The sequence below is a fragment of the Hahella sp. HNIBRBA332 genome, assembly GCF_030719035.1.
In the GTDB taxonomy this organism is placed as follows: domain Bacteria; phylum Pseudomonadota; class Gammaproteobacteria; order Pseudomonadales; family Oleiphilaceae; genus Hahella.
The window spans coordinates 2,837,523-2,862,501 of record NZ_CP132203.1 but is presented as its reverse complement, the minus strand read 5'-3'; the positions used below and the strand labels follow the sequence as shown (position 1 = coordinate 2,862,501).

At 56.6% G+C, this 24,979-nt stretch carries 19 protein-coding genes; 10 read left to right on the top strand and 9 right to left on the bottom strand.

Annotated elements, in window-relative coordinates:
* Nucleotides 1-23: 23 nt before the first annotated feature.
* Genes O5O45_RS12795 through O5O45_RS12780 form a run of 4 tightly spaced genes read right to left on the bottom strand, consistent with a single transcriptional unit; the run spans nucleotide 24 to nucleotide 6,130 of the window.
* Complete coding sequence (locus tag O5O45_RS12795; RefSeq protein ID WP_305905611.1) at nucleotides 24-2,729, bottom strand: bpX6 domain-containing protein; 2,706 nt, start codon at nucleotides 2,727-2,729, stop codon at nucleotides 24-26.
* Nucleotides 2,729-4,591, bottom strand: a complete 1,863-nt coding sequence (locus O5O45_RS12790) for a hypothetical protein (protein ID WP_305905610.1) — start codon at nucleotides 4,589-4,591, stop codon at nucleotides 2,729-2,731. Before O5O45_RS12790 ends, O5O45_RS12795 begins: the two co-directional genes overlap by 1 nt.
* Nucleotides 4,581-5,000 (bottom strand): bpX5 domain-containing protein, encoded by a 420-nt coding sequence (locus O5O45_RS12785; RefSeq protein WP_305905609.1) that lies wholly within the window; start codon nucleotides 4,998-5,000, stop codon nucleotides 4,581-4,583. Before O5O45_RS12785 ends, O5O45_RS12790 begins: the two co-directional genes overlap by 11 nt.
* Nucleotides 4,997-6,130 carry an AAA family ATPase gene (locus tag O5O45_RS12780; protein WP_305905608.1) on the bottom strand — a complete coding sequence of 378 codons (1,134 nt, stop codon included), beginning with the start codon at nucleotides 6,128-6,130 and terminating at the stop codon, nucleotides 4,997-4,999. Before O5O45_RS12780 ends, O5O45_RS12785 begins: the two co-directional genes overlap by 4 nt.
* 200 nt (nucleotides 6,131-6,330) lie before the next feature.
* Here O5O45_RS12780 and O5O45_RS12775 point away from each other — a divergent pair, with 200 nt between their 5' ends.
* The 5 genes from O5O45_RS12775 to O5O45_RS12755 all read left to right on the top strand — a co-directional run bounded on the left by O5O45_RS12775 (nucleotide 6,331) and on the right by O5O45_RS12755 (nucleotide 12,462).
* Entirely contained in the window at nucleotides 6,331-7,080 is a 750-nt protein-coding gene (locus tag O5O45_RS12775) for a PP2C family protein-serine/threonine phosphatase (protein WP_305905607.1), read from the top strand.
* A gap of 135 nt (nucleotides 7,081-7,215) precedes the next feature.
* Nucleotides 7,216-10,161 (top strand): protein kinase domain-containing protein, encoded by a 2,946-nt coding sequence (locus O5O45_RS12770; protein ID WP_305905606.1) that lies wholly within the window; start codon nucleotides 7,216-7,218, stop codon nucleotides 10,159-10,161.
* A 25-nt stretch (nucleotides 10,162-10,186) separates the two neighbouring features.
* Nucleotides 10,187-10,891: a glycine zipper domain-containing protein gene (locus O5O45_RS12765; protein ID WP_305905605.1), complete on the top strand. Its 705-nt coding sequence runs from the start codon at nucleotides 10,187-10,189 to the stop codon at nucleotides 10,889-10,891.
* A gap of 27 nt (nucleotides 10,892-10,918) precedes the next feature.
* Nucleotides 10,919-11,470, top strand: a complete 552-nt coding sequence (locus tag O5O45_RS12760; RefSeq protein ID WP_305905604.1) for a hypothetical protein — start codon at nucleotides 10,919-10,921, stop codon at nucleotides 11,468-11,470.
* Nucleotides 11,467-12,462, top strand: a complete 996-nt coding sequence (locus O5O45_RS12755; protein WP_305905603.1) for a S41 family peptidase — start codon at nucleotides 11,467-11,469, stop codon at nucleotides 12,460-12,462. The genes O5O45_RS12760 and O5O45_RS12755 overlap by 4 nt, the downstream gene beginning before the upstream one ends.
* Before the next feature lie 3 nt (nucleotides 12,463-12,465).
* On the opposite strand, the gene O5O45_RS12750 is transcribed toward O5O45_RS12755, so the two are convergent.
* Nucleotides 12,466-13,986, bottom strand: a complete 1,521-nt coding sequence (locus tag O5O45_RS12750; protein WP_305905602.1) for an aminotransferase class I/II-fold pyridoxal phosphate-dependent enzyme — start codon at nucleotides 13,984-13,986, stop codon at nucleotides 12,466-12,468.
* 304 nt (nucleotides 13,987-14,290) lie between these two features.
* Between O5O45_RS12750 and thrS the strand changes: the two genes are divergently transcribed.
* Nucleotides 14,291-15,538 carry a threonine--tRNA ligase gene (gene thrS, locus O5O45_RS12745; RefSeq protein ID WP_305905601.1) on the top strand — a complete coding sequence of 416 codons (1,248 nt, stop codon included), beginning with the start codon at nucleotides 14,291-14,293 and terminating at the stop codon, nucleotides 15,536-15,538.
* 54 nt (nucleotides 15,539-15,592) lie between these two features.
* Here the strand turns inward: thrS and O5O45_RS12740 are convergent, their stop codons facing one another.
* Both O5O45_RS12740 and O5O45_RS12735 read right to left on the bottom strand, forming a co-directional pair.
* A complete protein-coding gene (locus O5O45_RS12740; protein ID WP_305905600.1) occupies nucleotides 15,593-17,311 on the bottom strand; it encodes a discoidin domain-containing protein in 1,719 nt (572 codons plus the stop codon).
* A gap of 314 nt (nucleotides 17,312-17,625) precedes the next feature.
* On the bottom strand, nucleotides 17,626-18,093 hold the full coding sequence (locus O5O45_RS12735; protein ID WP_279502636.1) for an Lrp/AsnC family transcriptional regulator: 468 nt from the start codon (nucleotides 18,091-18,093) through the stop codon (nucleotides 17,626-17,628).
* Between the two features lie 137 nt (nucleotides 18,094-18,230).
* Here O5O45_RS12735 and O5O45_RS12730 point away from each other — a divergent pair, with 137 nt between their 5' ends.
* Both O5O45_RS12730 and O5O45_RS12725 read left to right on the top strand, forming a co-directional pair.
* Nucleotides 18,231-19,190, top strand: coding sequence for a DMT family transporter (locus tag O5O45_RS12730; RefSeq protein WP_305905599.1), 960 nt, complete (start codon nucleotides 18,231-18,233; stop codon nucleotides 19,188-19,190).
* Between the two features lie 72 nt (nucleotides 19,191-19,262).
* Nucleotides 19,263-20,447: an amino acid aminotransferase gene (locus tag O5O45_RS12725; protein WP_305905598.1), complete on the top strand. Its 1,185-nt coding sequence runs from the start codon at nucleotides 19,263-19,265 to the stop codon at nucleotides 20,445-20,447.
* Between the two features lie 117 nt (nucleotides 20,448-20,564).
* On the opposite strand, the gene zigA is transcribed toward O5O45_RS12725, so the two are convergent.
* Nucleotides 20,565-21,782, bottom strand: a complete 1,218-nt coding sequence (gene zigA, locus O5O45_RS12720; protein WP_305905597.1) for a zinc metallochaperone GTPase ZigA — start codon at nucleotides 21,780-21,782, stop codon at nucleotides 20,565-20,567.
* 221 nt (nucleotides 21,783-22,003) lie between these two features.
* On the opposite strand from zigA, the gene O5O45_RS12715 reads away from it, so the two are divergent.
* Nucleotides 22,004-22,870 (top strand): substrate-binding periplasmic protein, encoded by an 867-nt coding sequence (locus tag O5O45_RS12715; protein ID WP_305905596.1) that lies wholly within the window; start codon nucleotides 22,004-22,006, stop codon nucleotides 22,868-22,870.
* A 76-nt stretch (nucleotides 22,871-22,946) separates the two neighbouring features.
* Here O5O45_RS12715 and O5O45_RS12710 read toward each other — a convergent pair whose 3' ends face one another.
* Nucleotides 22,947-23,360 carry a hypothetical protein gene (locus tag O5O45_RS12710; RefSeq protein ID WP_305905595.1) on the bottom strand — a complete coding sequence of 138 codons (414 nt, stop codon included), beginning with the start codon at nucleotides 23,358-23,360 and terminating at the stop codon, nucleotides 22,947-22,949.
* Between the two features lie 356 nt (nucleotides 23,361-23,716).
* Between O5O45_RS12710 and O5O45_RS12705 the strand changes: the two genes are divergently transcribed.
* The gene (locus O5O45_RS12705) at nucleotides 23,717-24,967 is read left to right on the top strand and encodes a polyamine ABC transporter substrate-binding protein (protein ID WP_305905594.1); all 1,251 of its coding nucleotides are present in this window, start codon (nucleotides 23,717-23,719) and stop codon (nucleotides 24,965-24,967) included.
* Nucleotides 24,968-24,979: the final 12 nt, after the last annotated feature.

Genomic DNA, 24,979 nt, shown 5'->3' with positions numbered 1-24,979 from the left:
CGGTTAATCCGGGTATCTGGACCTTAAAGGCTCCAATCCGAGACCAGACGACCCTCTGCAAGCTCTATCATCATTACTTTGCCGTCATCGCTATACAAAGCCAGTTGCTTGGAGAAGAACTTCATGTTCACCGGCGCAAAGCCTTCTACATTGATGGACAGGCAGAGCTGACGGATACGTCGGCCCTGTCTTGCATACAGGCGAAACTTGCGGCCGCCGCCGGGGCTCCGGGTTTCCACCGCCAGCCAGTCATCCTGCAACAAGACTTGCGCTACTTTATCCGTTGGCGGCAGCGCTAATGGTTCTCCACGATGATCGCCCTCAAGGAGAGATAAATACTCCGCTCCGTTATCGCCCTGATCAGTGAACAGGCCGGCGATGACGCCATCCGGTCCCATCGCCAGGGGGCGGCATTGACGAATGATCGTTTTGCTGATCGGATCGCGTGCGCGCAGGAAGAAGTGCGGTAATCGATAGCGCCATAACTCTAAGGCGTCCTCGGAGCTTTGCACCAGTAATGTCAGCGCCTGGGGCGTCCGATTGAGCGCAACGACCTGGCCTGGCAAGTCGGAGATGCTCCATATCGCGCTTCTCTGGGAACTTAACACATCCAGTGACCACAGACTGGTCCCTTCTGCGGCGATCCATTGTCCGCCATCAAAACTGGTGGCGATGCGGTCGGCTTTAAGTTCCAGCCAGCGGCGTACGCTGCGGCCGGCGAGATCAAAATATTGCGCTTTGATAAAGCTCTCGTTGCGGTCCAGCACCAGGGCGCGATTGCCGTGATCTGAGCCCACCAGCGCGCGGGCGCCGACGGACCAGCTATGAACGCAATGACCCCGTGCGTCATACATAAACAAGCCTGCGTCGCCGCGTGCGACAAGAAGGCCGCCATTATGCAGTGGGCATATGTCCAGGATGGCTGCGCCGGCGCCTTTTGCAAGGCTGTATTCCAGGGGCGACGCGCGAACATGCAACGCTTCTCCGGCTCCGTGGTTAGCCGCTCCCAGAGCGAGCGCCGTCACCTCGTGACTCAGTAATGGGTCGGCCGCCACGCCGAGAAGCCGCTGCAGCGAACGCTTATCGTATGTCGCATGCCCTGCGTTCAACTCCTTGAGCAGGGCGCGAACCGCTGTTTTCGCCGCCAGTCGCACTCCTTCCTGTTTAGCGTCCGCGCCGCTGCTTGCGCTCAACTCCTGAATGAGGGCGTGGCGGATACTGGCGTAGTCGGCTCGATCGTCAGACAGTATTCGCTGTGCTTCCATCAGATAAGCTTGAGCGTTCGTTTGATGCCCTGTTTTCAGGTAATAGATCAATAGTTTCGCGGCGTTATCGCCACCTTCGGAAACAGCCTGGTTGATCCATTCAATCACCTCGTCGCGCTTGTCCTCCAGAGGCCAGGCAAGCGTCACCGCCGCATGGAAGGCGCCTTCCGCGGCTTGTTGGCTGGCGAATTCCCAGCGCATTCTGGCGGCTTCTTCCGGCGCGTGTCGATGTAGCAGGTCGAGGACGGCTTTGTAGCATTCAGTCTGTCTGACGATGGCGATGGCGCGGGCTGTATCCCCGGCCAGGAGCCATTGCCGCACGACTCGGGCGGGGAAAAGTTGTTGTCCTTCCGCCAGTTCAGCCGCCAGTTTGAATCTGCCATGCTTTTCCAGATAGTCCACCGCTCTCTCGTATTTGCGCAATAGATCCGCCAGTACGAAAGCGGCTTCTTCGACTTTGCCGGCGGCGTCCAACCGTTTGAACGCCTGCTCGTAGGTCCGCTCCAGCAGGCTCATGGACTCATCTTGTACGTAAATGGAGCCGCCGCTGCTTTGCCTGTGGGTGCTCAGCGAAAGGCTCTGACGGGCGTCGGGTGAGCCAAAAGCGGGGCGTCCGGGGCTACGTTCAAACGCATCCCTCACGTCCTCCAGTGGAATCGCATTTTTCAGCGCCTCTTCCAGTAACCCTTGCTCAAACAGCTCCATCATCTTCTGCAGATGCTGGGCCTGCTTCCTGCCAAGGAGAGCGCCCATGCGGGTGGTCATGAGATACATGGACACCGCATCGCGCATTCGCGACCATGGCGTACTGGGCTTGCGCGCCGGGCCTGACGCCGCCCCGGACCCGTTCTCTTCCGACGGTCTGAATAGTCCGGATAGCGCAGCGCGAATCAGACCGGAAAGCGTCGGGCCAGCGCTTGCGCCTGATTGAGTCTGCTTTAGTGCGTTAATCGTCTCTTGCTGAGCTTGCGACGCTTCTAAGCCGGCTTCTTTGAATACCTGGCGGACATTGCTGTCGACATGTTGGATGGCGGCTTCAGGCGGGCTGATTTCCCCCAGCGGCTCTACCGTCAGAACCTGGTAGCGGTTGATGGCGACAAACTCGGACGGATCACGCAGCTTCTCCTTGTGTAATGCGTGACGGGCCAGGTCGCCGGCATGTTGCTGCAGTAGCCACTGTAAAGACCCGTCTGGCGCAAACTGGCCGTCATGCAAGGGAGTGGTTGACAGAGTGTCGCCATAACGCACCAGCGCGTAACCGCTTATCTGTTGGCAGTCCAGTTCTCGTGGCCGTGGCCAAACCAGCGCCCAACATTCGTCAAGTTCATAAAGAAAGGAGCCTGGCATCCAGTTTTTCAGAATCTGGCGCTTCAATTGGTCGAGATTCGCGTTATTGCTTCCCAGTTCCAGCAAGAGGCCTTGGCAATCCAGAACGCCTTGGTGCAGCAGCTTTTTCGCTTTCATCAGCGTTCACCGCCTGGAGCGGAAGAAGCCTCTGAGGCGGCGTCGACGGGCAGGCGCAGGAGTTCTTCCTGCTTCAGGATGGCGTAGACGACATAGTCTCCGCTGTCTTCAATGTAGTGCAGATAGGGCAGGTGCGGATTGATCATCATATGCGACATTTTGCGCGTATTCTTCATGACTAAAAAAGCATGGGCGTCCTGGCGTGCGGTGACTTTGGTTCCGCATGGCTCCAGCACAATCAGGCTGGGTCTGGCCTGACGCACATATCCGCCCGACTCTTCCGCTGACGGCGCGAATGAGACCATGCCGACCACAGTTCCATCCGTCTCGGCGACTTTAATGGTTTCATTCACTGAGGCGGAACTGATCTTCCAGGTATTCTCAGCATATTGATAGGCCATGGCGGGAACGCCCTGTACAGGTCCATGAGATCCTGTATGAAAGAAAACACTGGGTTCCGTTTGCATCTCAGAGGGAAATTGCTTCTCCTTCCGGGGCGCGCTATCTCCACTCATAGCACCATAGACCACCAGATTCGGCGCTCGCCAAGCCGCCAGGAACAAACGTTTGCCATAAGCGCCAAGATGGATAACGCTTTCGTCTTTACGTTCAAACTCCGAGTCGTCGGCGTCCCAGTTCATATACAGCAACTGTCCTCTGGCGTCTTTCATCCAAAGTTGGCGCTGCTCCTTGGCGGTTGGCGTGAAAAACAAGGGGTTTGGCTGCGCTTCTGGCGGCTGGGGAGAAATATTCCTGGGGCCGGGACGCGCTAAGGTCTCCTGGCTGCCTGGAAAACGGTGAAGATAGGATTTTTGTCCCGACACGAGAATAGCGCTGAGACGCTTTTTGCTGAGAGACAACGCCAGTAACTGCTGGCTCTTTGGCCAAGCCAGCGTTTTCACTCCTCCTGGATTTTCGCGGGAAGAGCCGGGAATGGACATGGCGACAATCTTATTGGCGCCTTGGAAGAATGCCAGTTTGCGGCCGTTTTGACTGAAGCCCGCAAACCCGCTGATGCCTCCTTGTTGGGGCGTTGTGGGCGCGGCTCTGTCACGGTTGAATGGGTTACGCAAAAGGCGCAGGCCGATATCTTGTTCCGGCAGAGCGAGGGTGAGCGTTCTGGCGGGGGCTAGTGAGTCGCTGTGCGGTTTGCCCGCAAGAGCGGATGAAGATTGCAGGCTGACTTGCAGTGTCGCCGCAGCGCCAATTGTGACATTTTCCTCAATCAGGATAGACCGTGAATGGGGTAGGGAGGCTGGCGTGTGGCCGCCAACCAGCCACAACTCTGAATACTCCAGTTCCTGCAAGCGCTGCTTCCAGGCGGAAATGTGCTCCATCGTTACTGGCTGTGGGTAGCGTGAATGCAGCATTTTCCTGACAGCGCTTTCGTCCGCCTGTTCGCTCAAATGCACTTTGTCGTCCTGCAGCATCCCCCAGCGCAGAATGCGCTTTTGCTGGGCCGTCCGGCGCAGGAAAAGGATAAACAACGCCAGGTGCGCAAGTCGCGGCGCGCCCAATTGCATGGGGCCGCCGTCAAAAAGCAGGATGGTGCTTTGATCGTTACGGGATGTTTTTTGCGCTTGCGCCAAAAACAAATGTTCGCCCATCGCCGCTCTGCGCATGAACTCATGGGGGTAACGTTTGGCGACTGTCCACTCACTAAGCAGCAGGCGTTGATAATCCGCTTCTCGGGACACGCCTGCGTAGCCGTCCGGTTCACGCTCGCCCGACAGCGCGCTCAGTCGCGCCGGACCAAACAGCGTGGCCAGCTTTTGCTGCGTTGTGTTCAGATAGTCTCCCAGGTCGTCCTGAAACAACTGCAGCAGAACGGACCATTTTTCGGCGCCTTTATTAAGTCGCATGGCGTTTCAGTACGTCCTGAATGGTGTGCGGGTCCAGAGGTAAGGCTTCCCGCAGGGGAATCAAGGTTTTGTGTTCCGGATCAATGGCGAAATCGCCAGAGCCTGCGTGACGGCGCACGGCCTGCTGCAACAGGTCTGGCGGCGTCATCGGCTGTAAGTAAGTCGGCCACCACAGGTGAGGGCTGGATGGCGCGCGCCCTAGATATATAACGCCTGGAATCCAGGGGAGGTCCGTCTCACTGCCGAGAATAACGATGCAGGACGCGGCGGCTACGCCCATTAGCGTCGCCTGGCGCTCCGTCTCCAGTTGCAGGAGCGCGCGCAGACAGTCGACTCTGTATTCCTTGCGTGCGAGCAATCCGCCAGGCTGCATTGGCTGCTCGCTTCGTCGCCACTCGATCTCAATCATTCCCCTTGCGGCGCCTCATGCTGAGTCAACGCTTCCTGCAGGCGCTGGCGTAGAGCGATGAGTCGGTCGGGCAGGGCGTCCGGCGCAAAGCCTGCGTCGATTTCCCGACCCAGGGCTTCCAGGCGATTGCGGCGTTCATGGGAAGCCTCTTCCTGTAACAACGCCTCCGCTTTTTCCGCCAGTCGGGCGGCGCGAGCGGCGGGGCTGTTGGCGGCGGCCTCTGCGGCGGCGGACAGGGCGTCATTTTCACAATGGCGCAAGGCGTCGCTAAGAATCTCGCGGGCGCTTTCCTGATTCTCCCGGGTAGGGACGGCGTACAGCAACGGCCACAGGTCCGCTTCAGTGGGCTGGCTTCGACCCGCCAGCGTGGCGGCGGCGCTGATCAGGCCTTGCGCTTTCACCACTCGGCGGTCAGACAATTGAATACCTTCCTTGCGCAACAGGCGCACGCACTTCGCCAACAAGGGTTGGACCAGCGACATGTCCGCTTGTCGCGCCTGCTCCGCCAGGGTATCCAGCAGCTTTATCTCACAGCTCTTGACCGGAGGATGGGTCGCCGCCCACCAGCCCTGGCGTAGCAACTCTTCCAGCTGCGCATCCGCCACGGGCTCCACAAAACAATGCACCAGGAAGCGGTCGGCGAAAGCAGCGAGTGTTTCATCTTCCGGTAAATGGTTGGAGGCGGCCACGCAGATACGCAGCGGACAATCGATTTGCGTGTGCCCACGCTTGAAGCGTCTTTCGTTGAGAACCCCAAGCAAGGTGTTTAGAATTGCCGTCGATCCGAGGAAGACCTCATCCAGGAACGCAATTTCCGCTTCTGGCAGCATGCCGTCAGTGGCGGTTTCCACGACGCCTTCGGACAGTTTGCGGATATCCACAGGCCCGAAGATTTCACTGGGTTCAGTGAAGCGCCCCAGCAGATATTCAAAGTACTTTCCTCCCAGCGCTTGGGAAATCCGGCGCACGGCGGCGCTCTTCGCCGTGCCGGGAGGACCGATTATCAACAGGTGCTCCCGCGCCACGGCGGAAAGAAGAATGAGGTCAACGATCGTTTCGCGCTCAACCAGCCCTTGGGTGGCTTCTTTTACGGCTTGGCGCACTGCCGAGAGGGCGTTTGATACTTCCATAGTAATAAGTTGCTTGCCAATGTGGAGGGGCTTCTGAAGAATAACGGGGTGGCCGCGCAACTCGTTGTGAAAACGAGAGTTTGTAACAAATAGGGCGCGCAGCGGCCCGCTACAAAATGATAGCCGGCGCGTCGGTGAAGTCAAACGATAATACGACAGGGCGCATAAGGGTTCGATAGTAAAGTCAGGGATCGCAAAGAGTGAAATTAAAGGTAACATTTCAAACCAATACCGGACTGCAACGAGAGCACAATGAAGACACTGTGTTGATCTGCGGCCAGGTTATCAATCAATCCATGCCGGAGCCCGTCACCCGGTATTTTGAAACCGCAGGGGCGGAAAGCTGGGCCGTGTCGGACGGTCTTGGCGGCCATGCCTGCGGCGCATTGGCCAGTTATACGCTGTGCTCCACTTTGGCTACGTGTAATCTCAGCGTTGCGCCGGATTTGCAAAGCGTACTGGACCGTTGTCAGTCCCGTCTGGCGGAGCTGATGCACAATCGTCCGGAGACTCATGGGCTGGGCGCCACTCTCGCTGGCGTCTATGAGCAAGAGGGCGCGCTGCATGCATTCAACATTGGGGATTCGCGCATTTATCACTGGCAATTCGGGTACTTACGTCAGGTCAGTATTGACGATGTGTTCGGATACGACGATGATGACCCACCTGAATTAACCGGGCTGGACGGTCACAAACTGATCGCCGCCCTGGGAGTGGAGCCGGTCAATAATGCTCCCTATGCCCATTACCGCCCGATTCGGTTCGGCGTCACCGACAGATTGCTGATCTGCACCGATGGGGTGACGGACATCGTCTCCGCCTCTGAATTTGAGGCCAACATGATGTCCGGCGATACAGAGCAGGTTGGCGAATGGCTGAGCGCTCGTATCAAAGCCGGCGGAGCGCATGACAATTTTTCGTTTATTCTTATAGAAAGACTGGATGATTGAATCCGGCGTGTATGACGCATCCCGGGTGACGTTGCAACGTCACGCCCGGGGTTCTATTTTTGAAGTTCACGCGGCTCCGCTTTTGGCGGCGGCCGTTGATGTACGATTGACTCAGAGGTCTGACGGAGTGGTGCAGTGACTGAGGATTCTCGCCCTTCACAGGATAGCTTGGACGAAGTGGTGGATCCCACTCAACCACAACAGGACTGTGAACCGACGGTAGTAGCGCCGGGGATGGAGCCGACGCAACTGGCGCAGGCGCGACCCGCCGAGGAAGACGCCGCGCAGGGAGATGAGCCCACCGAGCCGCAATTACGCACGGAGCCCCAGGAGCGGACCGAACCGCAACCAGAAGCGGCCCCGGAAACCAAGGTGGTGCCGCAGCCCGCGACGGCGGTGTCGTCAAACACCTCTCGACGCACAGACAATACCGCCACCGGTAAAGCCTCGACCTGGGGGGTGATCCCTCCGGCGATTCTGCAGAATTATGATCTGGTGGAATGGCTGACCACCATCGGCGCGGAAGCCACCGTCGGCATTGTCACCCGGCACGATACCGGCGAAGACTGCATTCTTAAACTGTACAACCCGAATATGCGCCCCAAGGACGAAGTGGTGCGTTATCTGTTGGGGAATCAGGGCAAGCACCATATTGTTAACCTGATAGAAGCTCAGTTTTGTATGAGCACCCATCGCTTCTTCGAAGTGATGGAGTTTGTACAGGCTGGAACCTTAAAAACCTACCTGAAATCTCTCAGCGGCCCCATGTCGCTGACCATGGTGCACAAGCTGCTGGCGCAATTGCATGACGCACTGACCCGTCTGCATGAACACTCTATCGTGCACCGGGATTTAAAACCTGACAACATCCTGCTACGCACCACCTCGCCTTTGGATATCTGTCTGGTGGACTTTGGTATTTCCTCCATGATGAATACCGAAAGCAACCGCACCACGATCTCCCGCACTGAGCGCTATGCGGCGCCGGAGGCCAGCACGGGTCTCAAATCCGCTGCTTTGGACTGGTGGTCGGTAGGCATGATCATCATGGAGTGTCTGCGCGGCAAGGGCGTCTTTGAACAGATTGACCACGAAACCGTGGTGGACCATAAAATCCTCCATGACATCGATGTGAGCGGCGTCGCCGACGTGCGTTGGCGCTTGTTATGCGCAGGCCTGCTGACCCGCAACAATGAGCTGCGCTGGGGATCGGAGCAAATAGGCCGCTGGCTGGCCGGCGACAACGATATTCCTGTCTATCGGGACCTGGAGCCGGTGAAAGCGCGACGGGTGTCTGCGCGCGGCAAGGTGCCGGAAGGGGCTTTCCGTATCGGTCTGCACGACTGCATGACGTTGGAGGAAGTTGGCAAGGCGCTGCAATCGGAGTGGGACGTTAATCCACTGGTGGACAAGGTGCTGGCCAAGCAGCTGGAGAACTGGTTTTCCTCGCAGGATAACCTGGAGGCGGCGCAACGGGTGCGCCACTTCGCCCAGGAAAGCAGCGACCCCAACCTGCGCCTGTTCAAGTTCATCAGTTATCTGAATCCTAATCTCAAGGCCAAATTTAAAGAACTGGAGCTGACCCGGGAAGGGCTGCAGGCGTTTCTCGGGCAAGGCGCCAAGAACCTGACCCGCAGCAACCTGGAAACCCTGACCGGGGTCTATCGCCACAATCTATTGGAGCAGGCGGGCAAGACGCAACGAGACGTCACCCTGCGCCAATACGCCCACAATTGGCAACGGGAAGTCATCGCGTATCTGACGTCTTTGAAGGGACTGCGTCAGCAAAGCGGAACTGAAACGCTAATGCCAAGAGTGGAAGCCAATCCGCTGCTGAATATTCCGCTTAAGTTCGCCGAAATGGGATCGTTCACCCAACCCGGCGCGTTCGAAAAAATGCCCGGCATGGCCTTTATGGCGCATGTATTGGAGGCGATACTCAAACACCAGTCTCCCGCCGAACTGATGGCGCAGGTTCCCATCGAACGTTTCCGGGAGGCCGCTCAGGTCAAGTGGTTCGGACGTATCTATCGTGCGGAGCCGACCAGCATCGCCGAAGCCAGATTTATCCTTGATCTGCTGCCGATGGCGGAAGCGCAACTGGCGGACGAGCGGGAAGAGAAGCGTCGCTACAAGCGCGCATTGGTTGAACGTATTATTTTCGGCTCACTGTGGGCCGCCATGTCCACCGGCTTCATCCTGTTCACCTTACGCAATCACGCCTCCTATCTGCATGCGGAAAAAGGGCTGGTGTTCGGCCTGATGTTCAGCGTATTGCTGGGCTGCATCCCTTTTCGCCCGAAATACTTGTTGCTGCACGGGCTGAGTTTGAGCGCCCTGGTGTGCGGGCTGGCGTTAGTCGAAGGATCCCCCGTGGATCTCTCGTCGGTGGGAGATATGTTGTCCTCCATTAAGCGTTTGGGGACAAATCTTGCCGGACCCATGCAGTATCTTATTACCTTGGCGTTGGGCGGCTTCGTGGCGGGCATCGGCATTCGCCAGGTGTTCGCCAAAGCGCCGGACGGACGCTTCGGACAACGTCTGGCGAGAGTGGCCGGGTTAGGTTCGGCTGGAGGAATTTTAGCCGTAATAGTGCTAATTCCTTCTCCAATCGCTACAATAACCGGCCTTGGCGGCCCGGCGCCCGCCAACGGAACAGTGACGCAGGACCTCAGTCCCAGCCTCAGTCTGTTCCTTTACCAGCATTACAGTAGTTGGGTGAAGGCCGAAAGCAATACATTCACTCTGCAAAAACGCCTTAAAGTGAACGAAGATTTACGGGAGCGTTTTGGTAGCCGTTACGAGCAGGATGTTCAGAAGACGCGTGCGCAGCTCGATGTTGCGCAGAATCAGGCGGCGCAGAGTTTAGGGGAATACAAAACAGCTTTGGCGAACGCGTGCGATCAGAATCTGAGCGCAGAGAAGTTTACCCGTCATTTAAAGGACAACGGAGTGACAACCGCAAATCTATCCGATCAGCCTGTTACCCGCCTGCTGCTGGATCATCTCGGCCAATGCATTTCTGCTGCGGAGGCTGGAGACGACGAGCTGAAAGATCAATTAAACGCAATCTTGAATTAAACGACTAGCTATAAGGATTAGTAAGATGAAGAAATTAAGCCTCCTTATCCTCGCAGGCGCACTGGCCACTACCGGTTGTCAGCAGCAAAACGCCAAGCCGCAGAATGCGGACCAGAACGCAGATCAGCAAACCGCACAATCCACCAGCGACCAGCGCACCCAAACCGTGACTGAAGGCGCGGTGACCGGCGCGGCATTAGGCGCAGTGACTGGCGCTCTGGTGGATAAGGACAAACGCGGACGCGGCGCACTGGTCGGCGCAGCGGCGGGTGGTCTATTGGGCGGTCTGCTGGGTAGCCACGTGCAGGACCAGCGTGAAGAAGCCATCTCCCAGGAAGATACTCTGGACGTGATGATCGCCAAGTCCACGGCGCAGCGTGAATACGCGCTGGACACCAGAAACAACCTGCAGAAAGAAATCGAGTCCATCGAAAAAGAAATCGCTCAAGTCCAAAAGACCAAAGTGTCCAACCAGAACAAAAAGCTGGTGTACGCCAAGCAGAATGAGCGTCTGCAAAAGGTTTCCGCAGAAAACGCCGGCCAGATCGAAGTGTTGGAAGACTACCATCAGCACCTGGTGACCAAGTTCGACGCCATGCTGGCTGAAAACCCGGCGCCGACGCCTGAAAAAGACGCGCTGCAGAAAGAAATCGTCGCACTGACTGACGCTATCCGCTCCATGCGCGTGCAGGAAGAGCAGTTGGCGGCCATCCAGCAGAACCTGATCTAATCTCAGGCCGGACAAGGAGAAGCGCGTATGACTCTGCGAACTCTGTCAGCCGGCCTGGTCGCCGCATCTTTCCTGCTGGGAGGATGCGCGCATCAGCCGAATACGGACAACAACCCCCGCAAAGGCGGCTTCTTTGAAGGCCTGTATGGGGTGTACGGCGGCGACTATGAAGCGCGTAAGGTCGGCAAAGAGCGTGAGCTGGGCGAGGTGAATGCAGAGACTGCGGAAGTCGAAGCCGGCAACCGCGAGTTGGAAATGACCAAAGCCGAGCGTACGGCGGCGCTCAGGATTCAGCGCGCAGAGTTGAACAAGCTGAGAAAGCAATTGGACAAGGCGTCTAACAACCTGTCCGCGCTCAAGCAAAAGGTGGGCGCACAGGAATCCAGCAAGCAGGAGCTGCAGGACAAAGTCGCGGAACTGGAGTACGCCATGAATAACCTGAAGGTTAAGCTTGGGCGCGCCGAAGTCGGCAGTGAAGTCATGTCGGCGGCGGACATGGCCTCGCTGGAAAATCAGCGCGACAGTCTGCTGGATGAATATCAGTTGTTGCAGGAACGCGCGGACCTTCAATTGCAATGATCCCGGGAAGACGCTCTGCGCTTCCATGCCTGTTATTGGCGGCTGCCTGCGCTTCTGCGGCGGCCGCTTCTCTCGACACTATCGTCAACGATAACTGGTATGCGAGCGATGCCGCCAAGGCGCTGCTATTGCAGGAGCGCAAGGATTTGGCGCGACTGCTTCCATTAATGGACCCCTATGGTTTAGTGATTCCCCCCGAACGGGCGCGGCGTGGACTGGGCGGCGTGGAATTCGCGCTTGGCCGTCAGCGTTTGATCTATCCACTGCCGGACGGCGGCTTGGAGCAAGCGGGAGTCAAACGTCCTTTCATTTGGCTTAACCCCGGTAAAATCAGTCCTGATAGCGAAATCGTCCTGGTTGAAGGCCGCTGGCCAGACGAGTCAGAAACATGGTCCCGACAGGTGCGATTAGAGCCCTTCAATGCGCCGGATATGATCGTCGACGCGACGCAACAGACACTGACTTTATTCCGTATCGACGCCCGCTCCTCACGGGCGACGCTCAATCGCCTTAGCGTCAGGCTAAAGGAAGGGTATACGTTGGACCTGCGTTACTGTCAGGGCGGCGACTTATACGAAACCATCGACATACTTTCCGATTGGCTGCCCGAAGACAAGAAAGTCGCGGAGTTGGTTGCCGCCAATGGGGAAAAGTATGAGTATTACAGCCAGAAAACCGATAATCACCCGCCAGCCCCCGGCGTCATTCTGCAAAGCGAATTGACCGCCAGCGCATGCGAAGTCATGGCGGGCGCGCTGAAGACGCATATGGACGTTCCCATTGCGGGGGCGCCTTCCTATGGCAAATGCTGGTCCCAGCAGGAATTCATGCTGAACGACGGCAGCCGGCTGCATTTGACCACTCACTATTACGCCTATGCGCCGGATTTTGAATGCCGCGGCGCCGGTATCCCGGTGGATCAGGCTATTCCGGCGTCGCAGCGATTTCTTCCTGCGGCGGCGCTTAAAGGCCTGCCGCAACGGGAAGATTAACGCTCAGTTTTCAGCCTGAGTTCGAAAGCGCTGTGGAGGCAGCGGGGTTTGGAGCGCGTCCTGTCCCGCAAATAGGCTCTTCTGTCGGTAGTGCAATCCACCTGCGTTCCAGCGCCTCAAAATCTCATCAATGATATCGGGATGACTTCCCAGGTGAAGCCGCACATACGGGGCCGGGGCCTGTTGATTGAATAGCGATGCGCACAGCATTGTGCCGGTAGCGTAGAACAGGTCGTCGCGGAAGCGATCGATGCCGGCGGGCTCTTTTTGGTAGACCTCGGGCACGGCGAATATCATATAAGACGTGGAGGGACCGATGCAGACCTCATCTTGCGGCCAGCCCAATTGCGTCACCAGGAACTGCTTCACATGTTCTTTCTGTCGTGCGTACTGCAACCCGGTTTCTACCGTCCAATCGGCGGCGTCCGGTGTGGCCAGCCAGGCGCACATAACTTCCGCGTTGTGGGTATTGCAGTGATAGCGGTTGATCCAGGATTCGCGAGCCAACTGCCGTAACAGCAGAGGGGACGTCGTTATCGCCGCCACGCCCATGGTGTTGCAACTGAATTGCTTGCCGAAAGGACGTGTGGAGACCCAGCGCTCAAACATGCCGGAGCGAACCAGCGCATTGTCTCCGCCGTTTTGATCAAAAGCCTGCAGGAGCGCTTTCAGATGGTTCACTATCGGCGTTCTGGGGTCGTGTACGTTGAAGTAGGCGTCATCCAGAAGTAAATAAGCCGACTCCTCGGCGCAAACCTGCAACAGGTGCAGCGTGACTTCCGTCGGCCACTGCATGCCGGTGGGATTATGCTGCGGATTACTGACGACGAGCGCTATGCGCCGGCTTTGCAGTCCGCGCAGGTCGCCGATAATGTCCTTCCATTCCGACAGATTGGGCCGCCAGCCGTGTTGTGGCCGGATGGGTAGATAGACCACATCAAAACCCACGTCTTTGAAAATCCCCCGATAGTCCCAGCTGGGAGTGGGAACCAGCGCCACCGGGGTGGCTTCGGGCCAACGGGTCTTGAACTGCCGGAAAGCGACTTTCGCCAGATCGTACATGGCCATGCGCGTCGTCATCGCCAGACAGCCGACGTCAATTCGGCCGGCGAAGCCTCGCTGCAACGAATGCAGATCATGCTCGACCAGAATCAGGCGGTGCAGGAAGTCGCGATGACGCTGAATGCCGTAACCACACTCTGCATACCCCATATCTTCAGGCCGGAAAGTGAACTGGTTGATGAAATCCAGAAAGCCTGGGCAGACCCCGTTCCAGTGCTCGCCTTTTACCGCGTATAGCGGCGGGCCATGAGGCTCGCCGGCGTCGAGATAGCGGTGATACAGCTGTTGTTCGGGAGAGCATTGCCGCAATTGTTCGGAATCATTGCGCAAGTGATCCGCCGCAGCGCGAATGTGACGGCGCATAAACGGCGTATATAAGGGGGGAGCGGGAATATCGGAATTATCGGGAGTAGAACGATCGGAAGTGAAAGGGGCGTCTTGACGCTCGAATGTGCGTGACATATCGGACCTCCATTTCTAACGACTGCATAGTAAAGTTTAGTTTTTCGCCGCAGGGCGTCCATCGTGCGTTAAAAATTATTCCTCATCAGGATTGCTGCTGCACTGATTTCGATGCTATGTTTGCCCTCATGAGACACATCAATCATTCTTCGACCACCCGCACCACCACCAACTGGCTTGGAGGGTAGTGCGCGTCTAAAGAAAAAGGGCCCTCCGAGCGAAAGCCGGAGGGTTTTTTTTCGCCTTCTTGTTTTCGTTTAGGGTCCTGCATTGGTACTGACAATGAAGCCGTAGGAGGCGAACCATGAAAAATCATCGCGATATTGCAGAAGAACTCGACTTATTTCATTCCGAACCGCAGGGACCCGGCATGGCGTTCTGGCATCCGCGCGGCTGGCGGATGTTCCGGACGGTAAAGAGCCATATTCGCGCCGCCTATGAAGCCGAAGGCTTTCAGGAAGTGGCCACACCGCAGCTTTTGAAACGGGAATTGTGGGAGACGTCGGGGCATTGGGAAAAATACGCTGACGACATGTTTGTCGGCGCCGGGTTTGGCGATGAGCCGGAATACGCGCTGAAGCCCATGTCCTGTCCGACGCATATTCTGCTCTATAAGCGCGGCGTGCGCAGTTACAGGTCTCTGCCATTGCGTTTGTTCGAATTTGGCTCGGTGCATCGCAATGAACGCTCCGGCGCCTTGAATGGACTGATGCGTCTGCGTCAGTTTACTCAGGACGACGCCCACGTTTTCTGCCGCTGGGATCAGGTCAGCGAAGAGATTCAGGCGTTTTTGCGCAGAGCGGAGCGTGTGTATGCAGATTACGGATACGGACGCCCTCAGGTATTCATATCCACTCGCCCGCAGCGGGACTACTTTGGCGCGCCGGAAGATTGGGAGCGCGCTGAACTCATGCTGGCGGAAGCCTGTGCGGCGGCTGGCGCGGAGTTTGTTCGGCAGGAGGGCGAGGGCGCTTTTTACGGTCCCAAGATTGAACTGGCGCTCAAGGACGGGCAGGGCCGCCAATGGCAGATGGGCACTATCCAGTTGGACTTCAACATGCCGGAACGCTTTGATCTGCACTATATCGACGCAGCAGGCGAACGGCGCCGGCCGGTGATTCTGCATCAGGCTGTGTATGGCTCTATTGAGCGTTGGATCGGCGTGCTGTTGGAGTCTTATCAGGCGGCGCTGCCCGCCTGGGTGCATCCGCAACCGGTGGTGGCGGCGTCAGTAGGACGGGACGCCGCGGCCTATTGCGAGGGGATTGTCGCACTGTTGAGGCGTCACGGCCTACCCGTTGAAATGGACCTGGACGATGTTTCTCTGGGGAAAAAAATGAAAGTGCTGAGGCGTTACAAAACGCCGGTGGTTTTGATCGCTGGCGTGCAGGAAATGGCGGACGACTCCGTCGTGGTGCGTCGACGCGGCGGCGAGCAGTTGCTGGCGTCGCGGGAGGATGTCGTTGCGATAGTGAGGGAGGCGTTGGCAGTCGCCAACTCTGTGGATGTTTCTGGAAGTGAATCTGCTCATGAGACTGCGCTTGCAGAGTAGTAAGGGGATGAGACGGCTCACGCCGTCCCATCAGTTTGACGTCTTGTCTTCAGGCTACTTAGGGAGGCCCAATACGCGGAACTCCAGCAAGCTGGTCCAGTCGCCCTCATAGACATTGGCGTCGTTGACGCGGATGCGCACGTAGCGCCCCTCTGCGTCGACGTCATCGCGAGTGGGCGCATCAATGGTTCCCGGTGTAGCGTTATCGTTGCGATCCACAATTTGCGTCCAGGGGCCCGTCGCGGCGTCGCTGACTTCCACCACATAGTGATAAGCGCGATCTTTGTAGGCGACTAATTCAACCGCGCTGATTCGGGCCTTTGCGCCCAGATCCACGGTTAGCGCTTGTGGAAAATACTTCGCCGACCAGCGCGTCTCCACATCGCCGTCCACGGCGCGGCTACAGCCGTTGCCGTTCTCTGCATCGGTGCAGGAAACCGGTTTGCCCTGGGCGAGATTGGTTACTGTCGTTGCGCCGCCGTCGCTGGGCGGTTCGCCTCCGGCGGGCGCGCCGAATTCGATTTTATCCAGATCCGGCGCCCAGGCGCTGGCGTTGTAGAAGCGTATGACGTTGTCCCCGGCGTCGAGGAACAGGCTGTCCTCGTATGCCTTAACCTGACTCCAGCCGCCGGAATTCAACGCGGCGGAATCCTCTCCTGTTCCATTGACGCTCCAGTACAGGGTGCGGGTTTTGCCTGAGGTGAAGTGCAGCGTCATGGGATAGTAATCGGCGCTTTTGGCGTTGACTCTGAACTCCGCCCAGTTATCGCCGTTACCTATGTAGCCCAGGCCTTTTCCGCCGGACATAAAGGATTTCGACAGGACTTTGGTCTGACCGTGCAGGTTGGCGGTCTCTGCTTCTATGGTGGTGACGTCGGGTTCGCCGTCGCCGGGTCCATTTACAGGACATTGGTCGTCGCCCTCGGCGATGCAGAAATCGTTAAACAGCACCTTTTCGTCCCGCAGAGAGGATTTGTTGTTGAGACTGCGATAAATGCCCCACTTGGGGCGGACGAAAGGCTTGTCGTTGAGCCACATATCAATGTCATTGGAACTCCAGGACATCAACTCCTGGCCATCGCGCAGACGCTTGATGCGGATACTGTAGGTTCCGTGGTCGTCAAAGCGGGAGGTTTCGACGACTTCCACCCATTCCCCCATAAAGGGCTCCAGGTCCACGATGTTGACCTTACCGAGATTGACGCTGTCCGAGTTATGAATGAGCTCCATTTTGTTGGGGCTGCCAGCGCGGGGCGTCAAGGTTATCAACGGCATGCCGCCGCCGTCCCCTTTGATTTGGTGGACGTGAGTGAAGCTGGAGGACGGTTGGAAGCCTGAGTCCAACTTGAACTTCCATCTGTAAGTGTGTGTTTCGCCTAGGGTTCCTTTCAGATTGTCGGGTGAAGAAGACGCTGTTTTCACCTCCGTGCGCTGGCGGTCGCTATTGATGCAGCGGTCATCGTCTTCGTCTACATGAGCCAGAAAGGCGAATACATGCGTGTTCAGCTCAGCATTCCATTCTTCCGCAATATGTCTGCCGGCATGGCCGCAGTCTGGGGTTTCAGGATCGACGCCAAGTTGCTCGGAGAAGAGTTCATAAGTGTCGCCGGGACCGTTGGCGGATACCGTGACGGAGGCTTCGGCGATGGATACGGCGCTGGCCAGAGCGGTCAGTGCGAAGGTAGCCGCCAGGGCGGAGGCGGATGAGCGCCACGGTTTGCGAACGACGGCGCAGGGCGGCGTCGGGATAGGGGGAATGTTTGAGGTGTTCATTTGTAGTTCCTTCCTGCTGTTCTTATATCCGGGCGGTTTGGGCGACAGTACGGATGATTTCCGCCATCAATGAAAATCATGGCGCACTGCAGCGAAACAACAAGAGTGTAAAAAGATGACGGCTGCTCCAATACCCAGGATGGACTAAGGAGTAGGTGATATTTCGTTTGGAATAAGCCGTAATTATCTGTTTAATTTATTTTAAAACAATTAGTTGTGATGTTTATTAATGTATTTTGATAGGAGTGGGAAGGCTATTGTCATCTCCCAAAGTGTTCCCAAATGCAAGTTGGCGGGACGGCGTTGACCCGCGCTCAGTAGATGGGGAGCGGGCCATGCTCTTTCACGGAGCGGATGGCGAAGCTGCTGTCGATGTTATTGACGGCGGGCAGGCTTTGCAGCCGGCGCACCCAGCGTTCGTAACCCGGCAGATCCGCGCTGACCACTTGCAACAGGTAGTCGAACGGACCTGATACGGTGTGGCAATTCACGACCTCGTCCATATTGCGCACCTTTTCTTCGAAGTCGGCGACCACGGACTCTGTGTGCCGGCTTAAACGGACATGTACGAAGATGGTGACGCCCAGTCCCAGCTTGGTTCTGTCCAATTGCGCCCGGTAGGTCTGAATCAGTCCGCTTTCCTCCAGGTGTCTGACGCGTCGGGCGCAAGGCGAGGCGGAAAGGCCGACTTTATCCGCCAGTTGCGCCGTAGTGAGTCGGGCGTCCTGTTGCAACAGATCCAATAACTGTCGGTCTATCCGGTCAAGATTTGCTCTCTGCATGCGATTAGCTCCAATCACTACAAATAAATAAATTTTTGGCTTAATGAGCTAATTATGCGCTATTTGATCGTGAAAGTTGCCCGTTTTCGCCTCTTAATTTCCATGATAATGGGAAAAACAACTAACGAGGCATCCCTATGTCCGCCAGTGCGTCCATTAACGCTCACTCTGAGGCGTCCCTGACCCGAGTCACTCCCATCCTGTCAGACTCGAAGCAAAAAATGCTGGGTTACGGCGCTGCTTGTCTCACTGTGTTGATCTGGTCCAGCTATTTTCTCTCCCTTAAGTTTGGCGCGCTGTCGCCCCTGGGGATTTTCGATCTCGCCTTGTTTCGCTTCTGTATTCCCGGTCTTATTCTGACGCCCTTGTTAATTAAACGCCGACATCGCATTCTCGCAGCGCCCAAACTGTACCTGCTGGGCGTAATGCTGGGAGCAGGGTTGCCGTTCTTTCTGCTGAGCGCCGCCGCCATGGGCTGGGCCCCGGTGGCGGACGGCAGCACATTGATTCCCGGAGCTGCGCCCTTGTTCGTCACCGGTATGGCAGTGCTGATCTTCAAGGAGCCGCTGTCAGTATGGCGCCGATATGGGTTGCTGGCGGTGGCGGTGGGCGCCTCCTGTTTTCTCTATTCCTCTTTGTCCAATCCGTCCGGCGATCTGTGGCGCGGCCATGTGCTGTTCTTATTCTGTAGCGCTATGTGGGCGGTGTTTACGATTTCCGTCCGTCAAAGCGGTTTGAAGCCCTTGGAGGCCGCGGCGGTGGTGACTGTGCCGAATGCGGCGTTGCTGCTGGTCTGGGCGTTGTGGCGACAACCGGAATTGGCCTGGAGCAGCTTGCCTATGATGGAGTTAACGGCGCAGATGCTGGTGCAAGGCATTGGAGTAGGGCTGGGAGCGGGCTTTCTGTATAGCTTTGCGATCTCGCGACTGGGCGCCGAAATTACCTCCGCCATTGGCTCTATGACCCCTGTTTGCGCCACTTTGCTGGCGGCGGTTTTGTTACAGGAAAGCGTCGAATTTGCTTCCCTGTTGGGACTGGGCTTGGTAACCTCAGGCGTCATTTGCGCCAGCGGCCTGCTGAACCGGGAGAAAGCCTGAGCAGGTTAAGCGGCGGCGCCGAAAGTCACTAAATTTCCAACGTCAATCACTCTATCAGATGGAGTAAGAAACATGTTCGAGCGTTTAAGCGCCCCCAAGCAGGATCCGATCCTGTCTATCAGCGTTGCATTCAAGGAAGACCCCCGACCCAATAAGATCGACCTGGGCATCGGCGTATACCGCAACAGCGAGGGGCAAACGCCGATCATGGCCGCCGTGCGCGAGGCGCAACTGGTGCTGGCGAATACTCAGCAATCGAAGAGCTACGTCGGTCTGGCGGGTGACGAAGTCTTCAACAAGGCGATGGTCGATTTGTTGTTGCAGGGAACTAAACTGCACAGCCGCGCTGCGGGCGTGCAGACGCCTGGCGCCAGCGGCGCGTTGCGTATGCTGGCGGATCTGCTGAAACAGGCGCGCCCGGACGCCACCGTCTGGATCAGCTCGCCCAGTTACGTGAATCACCGCCCGGTGATGGAAGCGGCGGGCCTGACCGTGAAAGAGTACCCATACTTTATCGCCGAAACCAAAGCGGTGGACGAAGCCGCCATGCTGGCTCAGGTCGAGCAATTGGGCGAGAGCGATGTATTGTTGCTGCACGGTTGCTGCCACAACCCCACCGGCGCGGATATTTCTCTGGACGCCTGGAAACGCATTGCTGAACTGACCAACTCGAAAGGGTTTTTGCCGTTCGTCGATATCGCCTATCAAGGCTTCGGCGATGGCTTGATGGAAGACGCCGCGGGTTTGCGCATTCTTGCGGACAGCGTGGAAGAGATGATCATCGCCACGTCCTGCTCGAAAAACTTTGGCCTCTATCGCGAGCGCACCGGCGCGGCCATCGTTATCGGCAAAACCACGGAAGAGACCATGAAGGCGCGGGGCCGTATTCTGGAAATGGCGCGCTCCACTTACACCATGCCGCCGGACCACGGCGCGGCGATTGTCGCCATGATTTTGAACAATCCGCAGTTGAAGGAAACCTGGTTAACCGAACTGCAAGACATGAACGCCCGCATCAAGCGTCTGCGTGAACAGCTGGCGACAGCGTTCCAGGCTGCGACCGGCAGTGATCGTTTTGACTACTTCAAACGCCATAAAGGGATGTTCTCCGTCACCAGTCTGAGCGACGAGCAAATCGCGACGCTGCGCCAGGAGCATGGCGTGTACCTGGTTGGCGGCGGTCGCCTGAATGTGGCGGGGCTGAAAGAAAGCGACATCGACGCGGTGGTGAAAGCCTTTATCGCCGTCGGCGCTTGAAAGACAGACGCTGCTAGCGTCATTGCTTAAAAAAGCCCCGCGCGGATGGGCGCGTGGGGCTTTAAGGCGTCCTGCCGGTCAGACGCAGTCGCGGACGCCAACAGGCTGATCCTGCAACTACGCTGATTCCCTTTCATCTTGAAACGAACGCCATGCCGGCAGCGGGTCAGGGTAGGTCACCCAGACCTTTTCGCCCTGAGCCAGTTCCGCATCCGTCAACAGACAGGCGTTGAGTTCGCTTCGCAGCCGCTCCCAATCGATTCCCTGTCCGATAAACACCAGCTCCTGACGGCGGTCGCCATAAGGCTCCAGCCAGTTGCCGCGAATCAGGCGCAGGGATTCTTCATCCTGGGGCCAGTATTCCTGTGGCGCGCCTGCCCAGAACAGGCCTGCGTAACTGTAACGCATCACGCCGCCGGCCTGTGACCAGCCTCCCGCTTCATAAGGACGACTGGCGAGCCAGAAATACCCTTTGGAGCGTAGCAGGCGACCATTATTCCAATCTCTATCCAGAAATTGCTGGAAGCGTTCGGGATGGAAAGGGCGACGCGCCCGGAAACTGATGCTGCCAATGCCGTACTCCTCGGTCTCCGGCTTGTGTTCGCCGCGCAATTCCTGCAGCCAGCCCGGCGCGCGGGCGGCTTTCTCAAAATCGAATCTTCCGGTGTTTAAAACTTTAGACAGCGGCGCCTGTCCCATCAAGGCTGCAACGATATCCGCATCCGGATTGAGCTTGCGCAGTACGGAGAACAACTCTTCCCGTTCCGCCTGACTGATCAGATCGAGCTTGCTCACCACCAGCACGTCGCTGAACTCGATTTGCTCCACCAGCAGTTCGGCGACATTGCGTTCGTCCTCCACGCCCAACGACTCTCCGACCTCCTGCAACGTGGCGGCGTTTTCATAGTCGCGCATGAAATTAACGCCATCCACTACCGTGACCAACGTATCCAGACGGGCGATATCCGCCAGGCTTACGCCATGCTCATCCCGGAACGTGAACGTCTCGGCCACCGGCAGAGGCTCGGATACGCCAGTGGATTCAATGACCAGATAATCGAAGCGGTCCTCCCGCGCCAGGCGGGAAACCTCCTGCAGTAGATCTTCACGCAGGGTGCAACAGATACAGCCATTGCTCATTTCCACCAGCTTTTCTTCCGCGCGATTCAGGTTTACCTCGCGATTGATTTGGTTGGCGTCGATGTTGATTTCGCTCATGTCGTTAACAATGACCGCGACTTTGAGGCCGTCCCGGTTTTGCAGAATATGGTTGAGCAGGGTGGTTTTTCCTGCGCCGAGAAATCCCGACAGCACGGTCACAGGCAATTTACGCATGGTATGACTCCTGGGGAGGTGATTAATGTATTTTGTAAATGTTATAACATAACAAAAAGGCTAATTTGTCAACAAAGATAAAACACACAAAGCGAAACAAGAATGTCGGTCAAATTTTGTTCGGGTGTTTTATAATTAACAGCAGAACTGGCGTTATGAGAGGATCGCCTCTTCTGCAATTCAGCCCACCTTCTCTCCTTGGCTATGTCGGAGCTTCAACAATGTCCCCTGTGAAAGTTTCCAAGCTCGTTGCGGCGCTAATGTTTAGCCTGTTGTTTTTGGTTGCGCCTGCTTATTCCGCTTGCTCTAAATCCCTGGTCATTAATCAGGCGAACTGGAAGCCTTATATGTACGTGAAGGAAAACGGAGAACTTGCCGGTTTGGACTATGAACTGGTCAAAGCCATATTGGATCTCGCCGGCTGCGAGTATACGTTCGTGCGCATTCCCTCCAAGCGGGCGCTGCTGGAGCTGGAGAAAGGGCGCGTGGACATGGTGGCGGGCGCCTCCATTACGCCGGAAAGGGAGATGTACGGACGTTTTACCGTCAGTTATCGGGATGAAACCATGGTGATCTTCATCCGCAAGGAACAGCAGAATTACTTTCCCGCCTCCACCCTTAATGAGTTGCTGAATAATCATCAGCTGATCTTCGGCGCGGTAATCGGCGCCTATTATGGGGCGGAGTACGAGCTGCTGGATCACGCCTCGCTGGCGAAGAACAACCGTCTGATTCTGATGAAAGACAATGAAAGACTACTGGATTTACTGGTGTTGAACCGTCTGGACGCAATCGCTGGCGACCGCGTCAGCTTGAGTGTGATGGCGCGAGCGCTGGGCATCGCGGAGAAGGTGGCCATCCATGATCATCTGTTGAATCAGGATTTTGTGCACTTTCTGCTCAGCAAAAAATCCACCACGCCTCAGGACCGGGAGGTGCTCAACACTGCGATTCAGACTTTTGTGAAGTCAGACGAGTACAAGTACATTCTCAGCCGCTACGGTCTGGAGCCTTACACCCGTCCTGGCTCGGATAAAGTACTGCACGAGTTTTATCTGGATCAGTTAGAGAAGGCCGAGCAGAACTAAGGCGGCGTTCCGGCGACTCCGCGCAGATGCGCGGAGTCTGTCGTTTCAGGAGTCAATCCTGAGATGACGTCTGAAGTTACTCCGATGAAGGGACCAGTACTTCAAATTCCTGGCCGGTTTCGAACACGAAAGCGCGACCCGGGCAGCCCCTGGCGTCAAATTTATACCATTTCGCATGCAATGAGCCGTCCGTCGTCTTCGTGTAGCCGCAGCCCCGGTCTGGGTCGGGCTGGTTCAGGTTCCAGTGCACGTCGCAGCCGCCGTTGTCGACAAACCCCGTGGAGCTTTTCACGTAGCGGCAGTCCTCGGGCCAGATACAGGACAAAGTCCATAAGCCCGCGCACTTGGTTTCCTCTCCCGCCATCACGGCGGCATTGTATTGCTCGTCGACCACTTGAATTCCCTCTACCGTGGCGAATTCCTGAGCCTGTATCGCTGCGCTCAACAACAGCGCGCTTGTCAGCATCATGCCTTGTTTTAAATAAGTCATTTTTTCTCCTTTTTATGTTCGCCTAGTCCTATTGATTGGCTTATTAACGACCGCGCAGGGGCGTATCCAGACGCCTTTCTGTGCTTTGCGGCGCTCCAATCCAGCTCTAGTCCAAGAGGAGCGCGCGCGGATCTATTTTTAACACAGATATCGTGACGAAATATTGTATATTTCCGGCATTTTGAATCGGGCGGTGATGCGAATTTGACGACTTCTTCGCCGCGCTTATCGACGCTGGCGTTTTATGCGCAACATGTTCCAAAAGTGAGGGGGCGGGGAGCGAGTAAAATCCGCTATAATTCTCTCGTCATCCGCGACAATATGGCGGACAAAAAAGGATATCCCGGACAGGAAATATGAAAAAACATGGAACGCTTTTTTTCTTAGTCGTCTTCACCGCCCTTATGGCCTTGCTGGTCGGCGTGTACTGGCAGGAAATCGAACGCAGCGTCGACGCCAAAGATACGCTCGCCCTGGGCGGCACCAAGATGAAATACAGGGAAACCCTGAAGGTGCTGCTGTGGAAGGGCTATATTCCCGACTCCGTGCACAAGAAAATTCAGCAGGATCTGAATATCAACATAGAGGTCACCACGTTCGATTCCGATGCGGAGTTCAAGAAGCATCTGAATCTCCACGGCAACGACGACAAGAACCCCAACGATCCGGAAATTCCCTTCGATATCATCATGCCCACCGACTACATGGTGTTGAGTCTGGCGGAGAAAGGGCTGATCGAGAAAATCAATTACGACAAGATTCCCAACTACCGCAATATCGCGATGAACCTGCGTCGTCAGGACTTCGCCAGAAGCCTGTTTGATTACTCGGTGCCCTATATCTACGGCAGCCTGGGCATTGGCTATAACTACTGGGAAATTGGCAATATCGTTTTTAACTGGAAAATGTTGTTCGAACCGCAGTCGAATACCTCCCTGAAAGGGCTGATTTCGATTTCGCCGGACGCGCGCATTAGTTTGGGCATCGCCTTGCTGGCCATGGGCAAGTCGCCCAACTCCCGGAATCAGGACGAAGTGGAGCAGGCGGGGGAATATCTGAAAACAGCTATCGCCAAGTACGACATTCGCATGATGAACTCGGGCATGGGCGATATGCTGGCCAGTCAGGACTTGTTGCTGACCATGGCGTGGAGCGGTGAGATTGCGGAAGCGCTCAATGAAGACCCTGACGTGAGCGGTATTAATAACCTGGCGGCTAAGATCGTACGCTTCTCTCTACCGGACGAAGGCGCCCTGGTGTATTTCGATGCGCTGGCGATTCCCAAGACCTCCACCAAGCAGGAACTGGCGCTGAAATACATCAACTGTCTGCTTGATCCTTTTATGTCGGCGGACGTCACCAATCATTCATACTTCGCCACCGTCAATCAGCAGGCGGAGCCTTACGTGAAGACCGAGATCGTCAATGGCCCGGCCTACTTTCTGCCTACCTCCAGTGGCCCGGTGTTTATCCGGCAGTATTTGGGCGATGATGAAAAAATCTACGACACGGTATGGCGCGACGTCACGCGCTTTTACTTCGAGCACCTGCGCAAACAGAATTACTACAAAACCGAACGCAGTCAGCATCAACTCTGGAAATTCTGAAGCGGCAGGGGA

What these genes read in the sequence shown, in the direction of transcription:
- O5O45_RS12795 (WP_305905611.1), bottom strand. Translation starts at nt 2,729, where the DNA reads ATGAAAGCGAAAAAGCTGCTGCACCAAGGCGTTCTGGATTGCCAAGGC.
- O5O45_RS12790 (WP_305905610.1), bottom strand. Translation starts at nt 4,591, where the DNA reads ATGCGACTTAATAAAGGCGCCGAAAAATGGTCCGTTCTGCTGCAGTTG.
- O5O45_RS12785 (WP_305905609.1), bottom strand. Translation starts at nt 5,000, where the DNA reads ATGATTGAGATCGAGTGGCGACGAAGCGAGCAGCCAATGCAGCCTGGC.
- O5O45_RS12780 (WP_305905608.1), bottom strand. Translation starts at nt 6,130, where the DNA reads ATGGAAGTATCAAACGCCCTCTCGGCAGTGCGCCAAGCCGTAAAAGAA.
- O5O45_RS12765 (WP_305905605.1), top strand. Translation starts at nt 10,187, where the DNA reads ATGAAGAAATTAAGCCTCCTTATCCTCGCAGGCGCACTGGCCACTACC.
- O5O45_RS12760 (WP_305905604.1), top strand. Translation starts at nt 10,919, where the DNA reads ATGACTCTGCGAACTCTGTCAGCCGGCCTGGTCGCCGCATCTTTCCTG.
- O5O45_RS12755 (WP_305905603.1), top strand. Translation starts at nt 11,467, where the DNA reads ATGATCCCGGGAAGACGCTCTGCGCTTCCATGCCTGTTATTGGCGGCT.
- O5O45_RS12750 (WP_305905602.1), bottom strand. Translation starts at nt 13,986, where the DNA reads ATGTCACGCACATTCGAGCGTCAAGACGCCCCTTTCACTTCCGATCGT.
- thrS (WP_305905601.1), top strand. Translation starts at nt 14,291, where the DNA reads ATGAAAAATCATCGCGATATTGCAGAAGAACTCGACTTATTTCATTCC.
- O5O45_RS12740 (WP_305905600.1), bottom strand. Translation starts at nt 17,311, where the DNA reads ATGAACACCTCAAACATTCCCCCTATCCCGACGCCGCCCTGCGCCGTC.
- O5O45_RS12735 (WP_279502636.1), bottom strand. Translation starts at nt 18,093, where the DNA reads ATGCAGAGAGCAAATCTTGACCGGATAGACCGACAGTTATTGGATCTG.
- O5O45_RS12730 (WP_305905599.1), top strand. Translation starts at nt 18,231, where the DNA reads ATGTCCGCCAGTGCGTCCATTAACGCTCACTCTGAGGCGTCCCTGACC.
- O5O45_RS12725 (WP_305905598.1), top strand. Translation starts at nt 19,263, where the DNA reads ATGTTCGAGCGTTTAAGCGCCCCCAAGCAGGATCCGATCCTGTCTATC.
- zigA (WP_305905597.1), bottom strand. Translation starts at nt 21,782, where the DNA reads ATGCGTAAATTGCCTGTGACCGTGCTGTCGGGATTTCTCGGCGCAGGA.
- O5O45_RS12715 (WP_305905596.1), top strand. Translation starts at nt 22,004, where the DNA reads ATGTCCCCTGTGAAAGTTTCCAAGCTCGTTGCGGCGCTAATGTTTAGC.
- O5O45_RS12710 (WP_305905595.1), bottom strand. Translation starts at nt 23,360, where the DNA reads ATGACTTATTTAAAACAAGGCATGATGCTGACAAGCGCGCTGTTGTTG.
- O5O45_RS12705 (WP_305905594.1), top strand. Translation starts at nt 23,717, where the DNA reads ATGAAAAAACATGGAACGCTTTTTTTCTTAGTCGTCTTCACCGCCCTT.